Origin of the sequence: Haladaptatus sp. ZSTT2, from assembly GCF_037081775.1 — an archaeon.
Classification (GTDB): domain Archaea; phylum Halobacteriota; class Halobacteria; order Halobacteriales; family Halococcaceae; genus QDMS2.
In genome coordinates this window covers 140,911-155,121 of sequence record NZ_JBAMHQ010000001.1, presented here as the reverse complement: position 1 = coordinate 155,121, position 14,211 = coordinate 140,911, and the positions used below count along the sequence as shown (strand labels likewise).

General features: G+C 58.8%; 15 protein-coding genes and 1 tRNA gene. 11 read left to right on the top strand and 5 right to left on the bottom strand.

Going from position 1 to position 14,211, the window contains the following annotated elements:
- Window positions 1-50 precede the first annotated feature (50 nt).
- The 3 genes from V5N13_RS00785 to V5N13_RS00775 are packed head-to-tail and all read left to right on the top strand — an operon-like array spanning window position 51 to window position 4,094.
- Window positions 51-2,996, top strand: coding sequence for an FAD-binding and (Fe-S)-binding domain-containing protein (locus V5N13_RS00785; RefSeq protein WP_336359206.1), 2,946 nt, complete (start codon window positions 51-53; stop codon window positions 2,994-2,996).
- A 40-nt stretch (window positions 2,997-3,036) separates the two neighbouring features.
- Window positions 3,037-3,300 carry a DUF5827 family protein gene (locus tag V5N13_RS00780; RefSeq protein WP_332898931.1) on the top strand — a complete coding sequence of 88 codons (264 nt, stop codon included), beginning with the start codon at window positions 3,037-3,039 and terminating at the stop codon, window positions 3,298-3,300.
- Window positions 3,297-4,094 (top strand): ATPase, encoded by a 798-nt coding sequence (locus V5N13_RS00775; protein WP_336359205.1) that lies wholly within the window; start codon window positions 3,297-3,299, stop codon window positions 4,092-4,094. The genes V5N13_RS00780 and V5N13_RS00775 overlap by 4 nt, the downstream gene beginning before the upstream one ends.
- Before the next feature lie 2 nt (window positions 4,095-4,096).
- On the opposite strand, the gene V5N13_RS00770 is transcribed toward V5N13_RS00775, so the two are convergent.
- On the bottom strand, window positions 4,097-4,678 hold the full coding sequence (locus V5N13_RS00770; RefSeq protein WP_336359204.1) for an MBL fold metallo-hydrolase: 582 nt from the start codon (window positions 4,676-4,678) through the stop codon (window positions 4,097-4,099).
- A gap of 39 nt (window positions 4,679-4,717) precedes the next feature.
- Window positions 4,718-5,062, bottom strand: coding sequence for a cupin domain-containing protein (locus V5N13_RS00765; protein ID WP_336359203.1), 345 nt, complete (start codon window positions 5,060-5,062; stop codon window positions 4,718-4,720).
- A 94-nt stretch (window positions 5,063-5,156) separates the two neighbouring features.
- On the opposite strand from V5N13_RS00765, the gene thyX reads away from it, so the two are divergent.
- Complete coding sequence (gene thyX / locus V5N13_RS00760; RefSeq protein WP_332898927.1) at window positions 5,157-5,900, top strand: FAD-dependent thymidylate synthase; 744 nt, start codon at window positions 5,157-5,159, stop codon at window positions 5,898-5,900.
- Here the strand turns inward: thyX and V5N13_RS00755 are convergent, their stop codons facing one another.
- Window positions 5,901-6,113 (bottom strand): zinc ribbon domain-containing protein, encoded by a 213-nt coding sequence (locus tag V5N13_RS00755; protein WP_332898926.1) that lies wholly within the window; start codon window positions 6,111-6,113, stop codon window positions 5,901-5,903.
- 83 nt (window positions 6,114-6,196) lie between these two features.
- On the opposite strand from V5N13_RS00755, the gene V5N13_RS00750 reads away from it, so the two are divergent.
- The 7 genes from V5N13_RS00750 (at window position 6,197) to V5N13_RS00720 (ending at window position 11,248) form a co-directional block, all read left to right on the top strand.
- The gene (locus V5N13_RS00750; protein WP_336359202.1) at window positions 6,197-6,358 is read left to right on the top strand and encodes a hypothetical protein; all 162 of its coding nucleotides are present in this window, start codon (window positions 6,197-6,199) and stop codon (window positions 6,356-6,358) included.
- Window positions 6,359-6,580: 222 nt separating this feature from the next.
- Complete coding sequence (locus V5N13_RS00745) at window positions 6,581-7,708, top strand: helix-turn-helix transcriptional regulator (protein WP_336359201.1); 1,128 nt, start codon at window positions 6,581-6,583, stop codon at window positions 7,706-7,708.
- A gap of 321 nt (window positions 7,709-8,029) precedes the next feature.
- A tRNA-Glu gene (locus V5N13_RS00740) sits at window positions 8,030-8,104 on the top strand.
- 287 nt (window positions 8,105-8,391) lie between these two features.
- Window positions 8,392-8,613 (top strand): hypothetical protein, encoded by a 222-nt coding sequence (locus V5N13_RS00735; protein WP_336359200.1) that lies wholly within the window; start codon window positions 8,392-8,394, stop codon window positions 8,611-8,613.
- Between the two features lie 159 nt (window positions 8,614-8,772).
- Window positions 8,773-9,306 carry a ferritin gene (locus V5N13_RS00730; protein WP_336359199.1) on the top strand — a complete coding sequence of 178 codons (534 nt, stop codon included), beginning with the start codon at window positions 8,773-8,775 and terminating at the stop codon, window positions 9,304-9,306.
- Window positions 9,307-9,704: 398 nt separating this feature from the next.
- Window positions 9,705-10,157 (top strand): hypothetical protein, encoded by a 453-nt coding sequence (locus V5N13_RS00725; protein ID WP_336359198.1) that lies wholly within the window; start codon window positions 9,705-9,707, stop codon window positions 10,155-10,157.
- A gap of 260 nt (window positions 10,158-10,417) precedes the next feature.
- The gene (locus tag V5N13_RS00720) at window positions 10,418-11,248 is read left to right on the top strand and encodes a hypothetical protein (RefSeq protein WP_336359197.1); all 831 of its coding nucleotides are present in this window, start codon (window positions 10,418-10,420) and stop codon (window positions 11,246-11,248) included.
- A gap of 459 nt (window positions 11,249-11,707) precedes the next feature.
- Here V5N13_RS00720 and V5N13_RS00715 read toward each other — a convergent pair whose 3' ends face one another.
- Together V5N13_RS00715 and V5N13_RS00710 are read right to left on the bottom strand one after the other, a co-directional pair.
- Window positions 11,708-13,153, bottom strand: a complete 1,446-nt coding sequence (locus V5N13_RS00715; protein ID WP_336359196.1) for an FAD-binding oxidoreductase — start codon at window positions 13,151-13,153, stop codon at window positions 11,708-11,710.
- A 135-nt stretch (window positions 13,154-13,288) separates the two neighbouring features.
- Complete coding sequence (locus V5N13_RS00710) at window positions 13,289-14,104, bottom strand: helix-turn-helix transcriptional regulator (protein WP_336359195.1); 816 nt, start codon at window positions 14,102-14,104, stop codon at window positions 13,289-13,291.
- Window positions 14,105-14,211: the final 107 nt, after the last annotated feature.

Here is a 14,211-nt window from a genome sequence, read left to right as displayed (position 1 = left end):
ACTGTGGGCGACGACAGCATTTATCTCAGTCTCGTCTGTAGGCCACGCTAATGGCCACGAAAAATCCTGAGGGTTCGGTGTCGTCTCCCGCCGACCACGACGCGCTGGCCGCGGCGCTCTCCGAGGCAGTCCGGGGCGACGTGCGTTTCGACGAATATTCGCAAGTGCTCTACGCCACCGACGGCAGCATCTACAAAGCCCGCCCTGCCGGGGTGGTGTTCCCCAAGGACACCGCGGACGTACAGGCCGCCGTGCGGACGGCCACAGCCCACGACACGCCCATCCTCCCGCGGGGAACCGGCTCCTCGCTCGCCGGACAGGCCGTCGGCCCCGGCTGTGTCGTCCTCGACCTCTCTCGGCACATGGCTGAAATTCTCGATGTAGACCCCGAGGCCAAACTTGCGACCGTCCAGCCGGGTGTCGTCCAAGACCACCTCGACACGCACCTGTCGCAGTGGGGACTCAAGTTCGCGCCTGACCCGGCCTCCTCGAATCGTGCGACAGTGGGCGGGTCCATTGGAAATAACTCGACGGGCGCACACTCGGTTCGCTACGGCATCACCGACGCCTACACCGAGGAGTGCAACGTTGTCCTCGCCGACGGCTCGCTCATCCACACCCGCGACGTCGTCGTCGATAGCCCCGAGTGGGACGCGATTGTCGAGCAAGATACGCTCGAAGCGCGCATCTACGAAACCGTCCGTGCGCTCGTCGCGGATAACGAAGCAGAAATCGAGGAACGATATCCGACGCTCAAGCGCTCGGTGAGCGGCTACAATCTACACAAGGTCATCCGCGAGGAAGACGGGGAACACGTCATCAACCTCTCGAAACTCCTCGTCGGCTCAGAGGGAACGCTCGGTGTCGTCGTTGAAGCCACGCTCTCGCTCGTGACGAAACCTGAGGAGACGGCGCTCGTGCTCTACAGCTTCGACTCGCTCGGTGACGCCATGCGCGCGGTGCCCGTGGCGCTCGAATACGACGCTGGCGCAGTCGAGTTGATGGACGCAGAGGTGTTTCGCCTCGCCCGTGAATCGGAAGAGTACGCTCAGTACGCAGAAGCAATTCCAGAACGCGCGCAGGCGGCGCTCATGCTGGAGTTCGACTCCGAATGTCACGACGACTTCGAGGCCGCAATCGGGGCAACCAACGAGCGATTTCTCAAAAACGGCACCGCGTTCGACGCGCTCGAAGCCTACACGAACGACGCACAAGCCGACATCTGGAAGCTTCGGAAGGCGGCGATTCCGCTCCTGATGAGTCTACAGGGCGACGCCAAACCCTACCCGTTTATCGAGGACGCGACGGTGCCGCCAGAAGAACTTGCAGCGTACGTCGAAGAGTTCGAGCAGGTACTCGACGACCACGGGACCTCTGCAGCGTACTTCGCCCACGCAGGCAGTGGGACGCTCCACATCCGCCCGATTCTCTCGCTCAAGGAGGAAGACGGCATCGAGACGATGCACTCGATAGCTGAAGCCGTGACCGACCTCGTGCTCGCGCGAAACGGGTCGTTCTCGGGCGAACACGGCGACGGCCTCGCGCGCACGGAGTTCAACCCGAAGATGTACGGCCCCCAGTTGTGGGACGCGTTCCAGGACCTGAAGACGGCGTTCGACCCCGAGTGGCTCATGAATCCGGGGAAGGTCGTCTTCCGCGACGAGGTGACCGACATGCGTCACAACCTGCGCTACGGGGCGTCGTACAGCTCGATAGAGCCACAAACCGCCCAAGACTTCTCCGACGAGGGTGGCTTTTCGCACCTCGTCGAACTCTGTAACGGCTGTGGGACGTGTCGCCAGACGGAAACGGCGACGATGTGCCCGACGTGGCGCGCCTCGAAAGAGGAGATTCAGACGACGCGCGGGCGGGCAAACATGCTCCGGGCCGCCATCAGCGGCGACCTCCCCGAGGACGAGATTCATTCAGAAAAATTCCACGAGGAGGTACTCGACCTCTGTGTGGGCTGTAAAGGCTGCATGCGCGACTGTCCGACCGGGGTGGACATGGCGAAACTGAAAGCCGAGGTGAAACACCAGACGCACCAAGAGAAAGGGACCTCGCCGCGCGAACGGCTGTTCGCGGATATCGACCGCTTCTCGAAGCTCGGGAGTGCGCTCGCGCCGCTTTCGAACTGGGCCACCGAGCTGCCGGGTGCGCGGACGGTGATGGAGAAAACCCTCGGCATCGCCAAAGACCGCGACCTGCCCCACTTCGAGCGCGAATCGTTCCGTGATTGGTACGCGAGTCGCGGGCCGATGGTGCCTGAAAAAGATGCCACTCACCGCGTGTTGCTGTTTCCGGACACGTACATGAACTACGCCTCACCGGAGATTGGCAAGGCCGCCGTGCGCGTTCTTGAAGCCGGTGGCTGTCACGTGAAACTGCCAACGGAGACGACTGCAACGGGACGTGCGGCCTACTCGAAGGGCTTTCTCGACAAGGCAAAGACGCAGGCGAAAACGAACGTCCGCGCGCTCGCGCCGCAAGTAACCGACGGCTGGTCGGTTGTCTTCGTCGAACCCTCTGACGCCGTCATGTTCCAAGACGAGTATCTGGACTTGCTCCCTGACGACGAGGCGTGTACCGCACTGTCGCGGGCGACCTACGGCGTCTGTGAGTTCGTAGACCGCTTGCGCGTAGACGAGCATATGTCGTTCAGTGACCCCGGAGAGACCATCTCGTATCACGGCCACTGCAACCAGAAAGCGCTCAAGCGCGACCACCATGCGGTGGGCGTCCTCCGCCGCGCAGGGTACGACGTTGACCCACTCGATTCGGGCTGTTGTGGGATGGCCGGGAGTTTTGGTTATGAGGCAGAGCACTACGACCTCTCGAAAGCAATCGGCCGCTTGCTGTTCGAGAAAGTGGACGCGAGCGAGGCGTCACAGGTGGTCGCGCCCGGCGCATCGTGTCGCACGCAACTGGGCGAACGCGAGGGTGAGTCCCGGCCGCCACACCCAGTCGAGAAACTCGCCGCCGCGCTCGCAGACTAGGAGCGGGACGTTTTATTCACTCGCGGGCCAAGCGCCGGGTATGCCACGCGACAAAGACGCATTCGACACGATTCGACCGCTCGATTTCCGCTCGCCAGACGAAGTGTTAGACGAGGACAAGATGTACACCGTCTTCGAGATTGCTCGCCTGCTGCAGGGGCTTGACGCCGAGGCAGACTTAGATTACGACACCGAAGACGTGCTGCTCTCGTGGGCAATCCCGTGGGTCATGGTGAACGCAGACGACCTCGCATTCGCAGACCCAATGGCCGACGACGACCCCGGCTTCTACGGCCTTCGATGAAGCTCCTCGTCGCCGGAAGCGACCAAGTCGATGCGGGCAAGACCACCTTCTCGGTCGGCCTGCTGCGCTACATCGACGGCGTGGGATACAAACCACGAGCGGGCAACGACCACTGGTTCGACCACGACGACTATCTCAAAGCGGTCAGTGATGGCCGACTCTACGGCAAAGACGCCCGCCGATTGGCAGAAGCCAGCGCGACCGACGTTGAACCAGAAGCTATCAACCCCGTCCACCGGCTGTGGCGACCCGCGCCGGGTGGCGGCGCGGGACTGCTCGGGCGTCACGACCGCGAGTTCGTCTGCGACCGTGCCGGAGACGCGATGGTAGTCAATACGACCGCCGACGTGCCACCAGAGGTTCGAGAACAACTCGCCCACGCCATCGAAATCTCAACCGTCGAAAAACTGAACGAAGCAATGAGTCGCCACCACCTGCCCGCGCTCGAAGCCTGTGCAGAGCAAGTGACCAAAACAGACCGCGTCGTGGTCGAGTCCTACGCCGACATTGCCCGGCCGCTTCGCGAATTTGAGCCGGACGCGGTGGCCGTCGTGGAGCCAGCACGAGCGCGTATCTACGAGGGCAGTCGCTACACGAAAGCCTGCGAAGTCGCCGGAAACAGCCCGCGCGAAGGCCAGCTAGAAGAAGTCGTGGATGCGGTTGTAGACCTCATCGAACCGCGGGCGAGCGCCGGGCTTCCGGCACTCGATGGTGCCACCCGAACCGACCCGGAGGCGGTCTGTGACGCCTACGAAGTCGCCTACGAGGCGCTCTGTGGCGTCGCGCTCGACTAACCCTATCCCGTCATCCGCGCCATGCGCGCGCTGAGTTCGATGTCGTCGTACGGGTTGCTCGTGATGCTCGGACCGTGGCCGACGTGCATCACGTCGAGGTCAGGGTCTACGGTTGCAATGAGCCGCTCGATGCTCCTGATGAGAATCTCGCGGTCGCCTTCTGGCAGGTCGGTGCGTCCGAAACTCCCATTTTGGAAGACGAGGTCGCCCGCGAAGAGGGTGCGCGCGCCTTTCGAGTAGAAACAGAGATGGTCGTTTTTGTGACCGGGTGTGTGGAGGGCGGTGTAGCTGTCGTCACCAATTTTCACGGACGCTTCGTCTCCGATGGCGTGGTCGACGAACGGTGAGTCCGGGTCGTAGCCCCACACCTCTACGTCAAAGGCGTTTTTCACGGCCGTGACGTTGCCGACGTGGTCTGGGTGCGTGTGCGTGAGCACGATTGCGTCGAGGTCGTCGGTTCGGGTTTCGATTTTTTCCACGACGTCGAAGCCACTTCCCGGGTCGACGACGACGGTGCGCTCGCCGGTCACCAGAAAGACGTTGCTCGTGAAGGCTTGGACGCCCTGTGCGAGATTTGATATCATGGCCAAATCATTGGGCGGGGAGGCTTTGGGTGTGTCGCTCTACGCGGGACGCCCCGCACCCGCGATGACGAGTCGAGCGCGTTCATCGCCGGTGTTTTCGATTTGGCGGTGCTCGCCCGGGTCGACGCGGAGTGCCTCGTTTTCACCGAGCGTGATTGCGTTCCCGCCGACGGTAATCGTCACTTCACCGTCTACGACGCAGTAGACCTCCTCTTCGCCGTCCGATTCGTGGTCGTGTGGCTTGTTCTTCCCACCCGGTTCGAGTTCCATCACCGAGAGTCCAACGACCTCGCTTTCGAGCGAGTTGCGGAACATCCACATGCCGCCCCACTCTTCGGGAATCAACGAATCTACGTCGTCAGGAGTCGATTTTTTGTAACCCATTGGTCGGGAATTGGGAGCGAGGCAATTAATACAGCATGGCCGAGGCAGTGGAGGGGTTATCAACGTTTATTGTACTTCCCGCGCGCTTTCAGGTATGCAAGTTCGGCTTCTCGAATCCACGGACGACCCTGAGGAACTCATCTGTAAGGCAGCGCGAAACGACTACATGGCCGATTTCGTCGGAGACACTGCCTTCGAGGACATTATGGCCACGGTTAAAGGCGACAGCTTAGAAGACAAACAGCGCACCCTCATCAGCCACCTTCTCAACCACGGCCATTTCGGTCCGTTCGAACACGTCCAAGCGACGTTCGCCGTCAAAGGCATCAGCCGCTCGTGTATGGCGCAACTCACGCGCCATCGACACGTCTCGTTCGACGTCCAATCCATGCGCTACGTCGCGTTCGACGACGTGGATATCGAGGACGTTGCCGCCGGCGAAATGGTCGTCTGGCCACCCTCTGCGACCGACAAAAACTGGGTCGGTCGGAACCAGAAAACCGGCGACGTGACCGACGAGATGATGGAAAAGCGCGAACAGTTGTTCCGCGACTCGGTCACGAACTCCGTCGAAACCTACCAAGAACTCCTCGACCTTGGGATGCCCCCCGAAGACGCACGCTTTGTCCTGCCCATCGGCACCGAAGTCAACCTCGTAATGTCGATGAACGTCCGGATGCTCATGCACGTCGCGGACATGCGCGCGGCCGCAGACAGCCAGTGGGAAATCCGCGAACTCACGAACAAAGTGTTAGACATCGCTGCAGAGTGGTGTCCGATTACCTTCGAGTACTACAACGAGAAGATGAAGGGACGAAAGAACCGCCTCGCGCCGTAACTAGCCGAGAAACAGGTCGAGCATATTGCCTTTTGACTGGCCGCGATACAACTCCGTGTAGCCGCAGTTCGTACACGTAATCGTTTGGAACGTCCGATTCTGAATATCGAACATCTTCGACATACCCGTCCCAGAGGTGGCGATTTTATCGGTCGAAACTTCGTCGTGACCGCACTTGAGACAGCCGCGGTCGCCATCGGTTGGAGGACTCATACAGCCGACAGTTCGTTTTTTGTCAATAAAGATCTCCGGGTGAGTGAGAAACAATTACAGTTGTGTGTCGTCAAAGTTACAGCATGGTTGCTGGTGTCGCATTCGCCTTCGTGTTCCTCCTCCTCGCACTCGCTGGTCCGCTTTTGCTCTATTTCATCATCCAGTCTGAGACCGACGACAACCCGGTGATGGGTCGGGACGAAGCAGAGCAAGCCGCACGCGAGGGATACGAAAAGTCGAAATAGTGGGGTCCACGCTCGCCCTCACGAACCCAACAAGATGACTATCGGTGACTATTGGCAAATCGGACGAAACAGTCGGGTACGATACGTGAACGCATGTACAAATGCGATACAACGCCTGTTGGCGGCGTCGTCGGCTGAGTGAGTATACACACAGAAATGACTATTTCCCGCCATATAAAGAGTCACAGCACTTTTATAGCGACCAAGTAAGGAATAGACTAGATGAATCGGCTGTCTGCTGTGTGTCTTGTCTTCCTTCTCGTTCTCACAGCGACAGCCCCTGCCGTCGCTTACACGCCCGACAGCCCCGGTGGCTCGACAGATTCGGTCGCCGCCGCCCAGGATTTCGACCGAACGGAGTTTACGATCGAAGTCTACGAAAACGGCTCTGCGAGGTGGACGTTTGCGTATAAACTGACGCTGGAGACCGACGAAGACCGCCAGCAGTTCGACCAGTACGCAGCGGAGTTCAACCAAAACGAGACTGAACTCTACACCCAGTTCCAAAATCAGTCGAAAGCACTCGCCGCATCCGGCGAGCAGGCGACCGGCCGCTCGATGAGCGCAAGCGGGTTCTCAAAACGCGCCTCGGTGAACGAACTCGGCAACCAAGGCATCGTCGAGATGCAGTTTACGTGGTCGAATTTCGCCGCGCCAGAAGGCGGCCAGCTCGTCGTTGGCGATGTGTTCGAAGGCGGACTCTATATTGGCCCGAATCAATCGCTCACCATCAAACACGACGGGCCGCTCCAGTTTACGGATACGAACCCAGAGCCGGATGCAATCTCCGGTGAGAATCTCTCGTCGAGCGATTCGGTGACGTGGTTTGGCGAACGGCAGTTTGCAGACCAACAGCCACGCATCGTCCTCGGAGAGCCCGGCAGCGGTTCTGGTGGCTCTTCCACGACAGACGGCGGGCCAGCAGAAGGCGGCGGGCTTCCCATCGTCCCACTGGCCGCAGTTGTGTTCCTCCTCGCACTGGCTGCCGGAGCGTTTGCCTACCGGTCTGGCGCACTCCCGACCTTGGGCCGTGACGACGATGACGACGGGACTGGCGCGACAGCGACACAGAGTACCTCGACAGCCGCCAGTGCGACAACCGGCGTCACCGACGAAGAACTCCTCACCGACGAAAACCGCGTGTTGCGCCTGCTCGAAGAAAGCGGCGGCCGGATGCGACAGGTCAACATCGTCGATGAAACTGGCTGGTCTAAGTCCAAAGTCAGCATGCTCCTCTCGGATATGGAAGACGATGGAACCATCAGCAAGCTCCGGATGGGTCGGGAAAACATCGTCAGCCTCTCAGGTCACGAGCCCGAGGCAACCCAGTCGTCACTTGACGACAAGTGACACGCCATATCGCCGTCCCGCACCCCGAAAACGGAGCTGATGAACTACCCTGTCTAACGCACTGCGTGCGTTAGGGACGGTTCATCTCCTTCAGTCGTTGAATGAGTATGAGAAACTCACCTAAATACGGAATATTCAGCAACCAAAAATCGATTAGCAATACCCCCTCATCAGGAAGACAACTCAACGATAATTGACAGAGTGAGTCTTGTTTACACAGCCAATATGATTCAAGGGATTTTTATACGACCCTGTCGTTGAATCGGGTGAGGACGCCCCGTCACGGGCAAACGAGCGCGTGATGAAAGTCCAGTGTGTTTGGCTCCGTTGGTGTAGTCCGGCCAATCATCTTGCCCTCTCACGGCAAGGACCAGGGTTCGAATCCCTGACGGAGCATTTCTCTTGATGCAAGTCGCGGAGCGAGAGCACGGAAGACGAGCGAAGCGAACGCTATCTCAACCCGGGAAATCTCGTGGTCGAGCTCGTGAGTCCAGAAGATATCTTTCTGTTGAAAGCGGTCGCCGGTCGGGTGGACGACATCGAGGATCTGTTCTGGTTGCTGCAGACAGGCCTCGAGTTCGACATCGTCGAAGCAGAACTCGAGACGCAGGTCGAACTCCTGGAGCAAGAGCTGTTCGTGACGTACGTGAACGAAGCGTTGACTGATCACCGAACAACACAACGTGACGACGCCGTTGCACGACCCCGTGGCGAAGATCACCGAGCGCGTCTACAAGGAACTGGAGGTGCTGCACGCGCTTGACGAACCGAAATCGGTGACTGGCCTGCAACAGGAACTCGACTGGTCTGCAGCGGACGTACAGGGGATTGTGCGACGGCTGGAAGCAATAGACGCCGTCGTGGTAATTGCTGGGCGTGTCAAACGTCGCTCAACGACAATCTGACCACGAGGGGGTAGAACGTGAGGCTGAGAACAGCCAATCAGGTGGACTACTCTTTCATTCGGCCCAAACGTGCTGGAACTTCTCCGCCCCGCTAGTTGTTTGGCCTCGGATGCCCTCGACCAGCAACGATTATTTGTCTGGTTGGTGATTCTGTGAACGATGCTGAAAGAACCACTCGAATCGGCGTTGAACGAGCAGATCAATGCGGAGCTACGCGCGGAGTATCTCTATCTCTCAATGGCCGCGTATTTCGAGGACGAGGGGCTCCCGGGATTCGCGAGCTGGATGCGCGCCCAGTCCGAGGAAGAGCATGCCCACGCGATGCGCATCTACGACTATGTCCTCGACCGGGATGGACGAGTTCGCCTCGAAGGCATCGACGCCCCGCAATCGTCCTGGGAGAGTCCGCAGGCCGCCTTCAAGGCGGCATACGACCACGAAGTGATGGTCACGGGGCTGATCGACGACCTCGTCGCGCTCGCCCGTGAGGAGAACGACAATGCAACCGAGAATATGCTCCAGTGGTTCGTCGCCGAACAGGTCGAAGAAGAGGCGACTGCACAGGGCATTATCGACAAGCTCAGGCACGTCGGCGATGACGGCCCTGGGCTCCTTATGATCGACCAAGAACTCGGTAACCGTGGCGCGGGAACCGGGAGCGATGAAAACGAAGCGACGGAGCAACCAGAGTAGCAGACTCACCGAACCTATTGAAATCCGATTCTGTAGGCATTTTCACTAGTAACATTCCGTGTGACTCTGCATGACAACGTCCGCAAGCTGACGCCCTTCAGCGAAAAGTCATCTATGAGTCTCACAGAGCTGCGATCCGGTCTTCAATTTCGTCGAGGATGAGCCGAAGCACGTCCCGATGGTCGGTGCCGAGCGACTCGGTGCGAACGGCGAAGCGTGACACGCAGGCAGGCCCTTATCTATCGTTCCATGTACGCAAACGTGTCTCGGTATACGAAGCAAGATATTAGGGACGGACAGGCAAGGCTGGGCAGTTCAGTACCGACGACCCAGACAATATTTATCATACAGATAACATGTGCGGAAAGTATTTATTTTGTACTGACAGTCAGGAATAAATGACATTCGATGAGCGACTGCGGGAGTTACATCAGCAGGGAAACCATGAACAAGCCCGCACGCTCGCGAAAGCCATACTCAGAAACGAAGCGGTCACTCGTGTCGAAGTGACCCCCGACATCGTGCGGGTCGAAACGCCCCACTTTCGAGGCACTCATCAGGTGACAGCCGATTCATTTGACGGCATCGACGTCCAACACCACGGCACTTACCAGTATAAGAGCCAAGATATCGACCTGTCGTTCGCCACGAAAACGATGAATCAGGCTGCCTACGACCTGGCACTCGTCCAGTTAACAGACTACGAAACGCCCGCAGACGACGAGCCCGAACCCAACGCTGAGACCACAGCAAGAACGGACGCTACCACACCGAATGATGAAAACCGCTCTGTGGACAACGCAGGCAACACGAGCCCCAATCCAGTTGCGTTTCTCAAACAACTATTCTGAGTGGATTCCGGTACCGCTTTTATGTCGTCTCTGAAGGTTCACCCCGTATCCAGTCCTACTATAACGATATTTTCAACGTCCTCGCTTTGACAGGCACCTTTGATGTCCGTCGATGGTTCGTGTTTGCCGTCGTCTTTCTTGGGTTCACAGGTGGGTTCGAGAAATTTAGCAGGTGGCAGACAGAATAAGGTGTATTGGACGTGGATTGTGCTATCTCTCCGCACAATAGTTATATATTTGATATTAACGTCTACTACAGTATGGTATCGAAGAGGCAACTGTTGATTCTCATTGTCGCGGTGGTTGTGGTTCTTTTTCCGTTGACTGCCCTCGGTATGTTACTTTTCCCGCCCGACTTCATGTACAGTCACTACTCTTCGTACGCCTACACAACATCGATCAGTACGAACACTACCATTGAGAACGCGACCGTGTTCTTGCCAGTCCCTGTCGGAACAGACGTAGAGTCAGATCTGGGTTCGAATCTGTGGATCTACGACGACACCGGAACCCAGGTCACAGACTGGGAGGCAGCCGTCGTCCAGACTCCCCACGGGCCGATGATGCGCTTGCACGCTGACCAGTTGGTCGGAGAAGATCGCTACGTTCTCTGGACATACGCCCCCAACGGCTCAGTGATCGATCGCCAAGAGATCGGCCCAGACGAGATTCCAGCCAATATGACGAATCGGAAACTCGTTCCCGATCCGACCACGTACTCGATTGCCTGGCAGATCACGGTCGATCACGATATCGAGACACGCTACCCGATCGGCAATGCGTCGTTCATCGCCCCAACCAACGACGTGTCAGCCATTCCGTGCCAGGATCCATGGTCGGAGACGGACACTTGTTTCACGTTCACGAGCGTGATCGGGATGACCTACGAGGCGGATCAGACGGCGACGGTTACCGTGGGGGAGATTCGGTTCGAAGGCTGGAATGAGTGGGGGTTCTGGCTATCAAACAGTTTCAACACGTTCGAGGCGACCACCACGCCAGCGGTCTTTACCGATGACCAGCAAGGCTGGGTTTCCGTCGATGGGCGGCTCCACGGAGGAATGGGCCGGTACGACGGGCCAGCAAGGTAGTAATCGCTGTCACACCTCCCAGACCATCGAGTCAGGGTGTCATATCTGATCATCGCAGTGATACGGAACACTTGACGCGACGGATTATTTTCTGAGGTTCAAGAGTCATCTTCAGTATGCGAGATCCCGAACACAGGAGCTCCTTCGCGTAGCGGTTCGGCGTGACACTTTTAGCCTGCATCCACGGCATCGTCGCCATCGTCGGTGAGTGACCACGCGAACACGTCGCAGTAGTCGAATTTGAACGGTATCGAGCGTCATGACCCCTCCTCAACGTCGCTCACACGCTCTGAGATACTACCCGCGTTCTCGTTCTACGATATCCACGTCCTGACGGAGCACTTTTCACGAAACAAATCACTGAGCGACTTCGATGAGAGACATGCAGTAGTGCAGAAGCATCCTTTCCGAGAGAAATGCCGTCACTGAGTCAGAAATTAGTACCCGATTGTTTGGCTATCAGGGACGCTCTGCCCTCGCTTGTGGGTGAATATTCCGGTTTACCCGGAACACGTTGTCCGGGTCGTATTTTTGCTTGAGTTCGAGGAGTCGGTCGTAGTTTGCGCCGTAGGTCGCCCGAACGCGTTCCTCGCCGTCTTCTGCGGTTTGGAAGTTGATGTAGTTCCCGCCGGTCGAAAACGGCTGGAGCCGGGTGCCTGCGTCTTTGACCCATTGTCGGAACTCGGCTGCGTGGGGGTTGTCCGGCTCCCACATCCCTGCTGCGCCGTAGACGAAGCGAACGTCCCGATTGCCGATTGCGCCGTCGTCGTCGGCTCGGTCGTTGATGGTTCCGCCGATGTGGGCGAGAACGAGTTGGCTGCCCGGAATCGGGCATTCTGCGGCCAGTTCGGCTACCGTTGCCTGGAACTCTGGGGTCAGTTCGGACGCGAACTCGGTTTTCCAGTAGTAGTGGTGCCCCGTTGGCTCGGTGTCGTCCAGAGAGGATTGGAGCTGGGCGTACGGGAGTGGTTGGAGCATATCTACGACGGGGTCGCCAAGTGCGCGAATCGGAGTGAGGGCTTCTTCGACCGTGTCGAGGTCGCCAGTGTAGCACACCGCGAATGCGCAGATTCGTTCGCCGTGTGCCTCTGGCGGGACGAAGGGCGCTGGCGGAGCGCGCATGAGTACCTGAAAGACGGTCAACTCAGGCGGTGCCGTGGCGGTTAGCTCTCTGTAGGTGGCGAGGACTTCTTCCGCCCGTGCGGCCGGCCAGGCGATGAGTCCACCGTAGACGATCGGGCCGACCTCGTGGAGCCGGTAGGTGAACGAGGTAACGATGCCGAAATTGTGTCCCGCGCCTCGAATCGCCCAGAACAGGTCCGCATTCTCCTCACTGTTAGCCCGACGAACCTGTCCATCGGCGGTGACGATTTCGACCTCGAGCAGGTTGTCGACGGCCCAGCCAAAGCGGCGGGTCAGGTAGCCAAAGCCACCCCCAAGCGTCAGGCCAGCAATCCCCGTCTTGGAGATGAATCCGAGCGGTGTGGCGAGGCCAAAGAGTTGCGTCTCTCTGTCGACATCGCCGAGCTTGCAGCCAGCCTGTGCCGTGACTTGCCGTCGGTCGGCGTCAACGATGACACCACGCAGGTTCGACATGTCAATGGTCAAGCCGCCGTCTGCGAGTGCCGTCCCGCCGATGTTGTGGCCGCCGCCTTTCACCGAGACGAGAAGGTCGTTCTCGCGGGCGAAATTCACGGCGGCAACGACGTCTGCGGTGCCCGTCGGCTGGACGACGAGTGCGGGCGTTTTCTCTACCATGCCGTTCCAGATACGGATTGCATCATCGAATCCCGGTTCTCCGGGTGCAAGTAGCGGGCCGCGTAGTTGCTGGCTGAACGATTCGACCGTCTCTGCTGGCAGGGTTATCGTCGACCCACTCCGTGTCACGAGCGTCGTTTGTGTCATGCAGACTCACCACACACTACGCTTGGAGGCGGCATCTAACTGCCTCGTGAAATATTTCACCTCGTGAAAGTTCGCGGGTAGCCGAGGTGACGAACAGTGTCGAAACGCAGTTTACCTCCACCAGGTTCCGACCGGCTAACTCGCTTCGATGAAGGTCTCGAACGCGGTTTCATCGATTGGTGTTGCGTCTGCACGGACGCGTTCGTAGACGGAGAGTGCCCACGCTCTGGCCGCCGGTGCGTCGGTGTCGATGATGGCGACGAGTGCCCCCGTGGCGATATCGTGACAGCAGATGCCCACGCGGTCGTCGACGATGCCGAGGCCACAGCGGTCGCCATCGGGAAGGTTGTCGTGGACGAGAACCGTACAGTTCTCGCTGGTTGCGACTTCTTGGACTCGTTCTGGATTCCACGCATACGTCCCTTCGAGCGCGGTTGGTGAGAAGACGTATTCGAGTTCCATACCGGAGAGGACGGCGTCACAGACCGCTTCGTTGTTTATCGACTTCTGGACAATCGTGTCGAAGCCGCGCATCCGACTCGTCCCCTGTATCAACTGCGTCAACCGTTCGACGGGTTCGTAGGGATAGCCGGGGCCGGGAACGGAGACCACCGCGTCGGCAAACAAGTCAACCGTAAAGCCCTCCATCTCGCGAGGGAGCCACTGCCAGATGTCGCGGAGTTTGTGCTCGGTCTCCATCGCCGCACAAAGGCGCAGAAATCGGTCTGCGACGAACTCACCCAGCGGCGTCAGTTCGTAGGTGCGTCCCTCGCGGACAATCCACCGTCTGTGCTCGAAATCCGAGAGGATTCTCCCCATCGTCGGAGACGACGCGCCGGTCACCGCTCGGAGGTCGGCGCGGTCGTGCGGACTCGTTTCCAATGCTTCGAGCACGCCGACTCGGTGCGCTGACCGAGCGAGAAACTCGATGTCGTCTATCGCAGAGTCCATAGTAACAATTGGTGAGGAACGCTAATAGAGATTCTCGGGCGGACGGTGAGAGTGGTTTTGTGAGGGGCCATCAGTTGGAGTTTTTGGTGTTCAGATCCACCACGTCA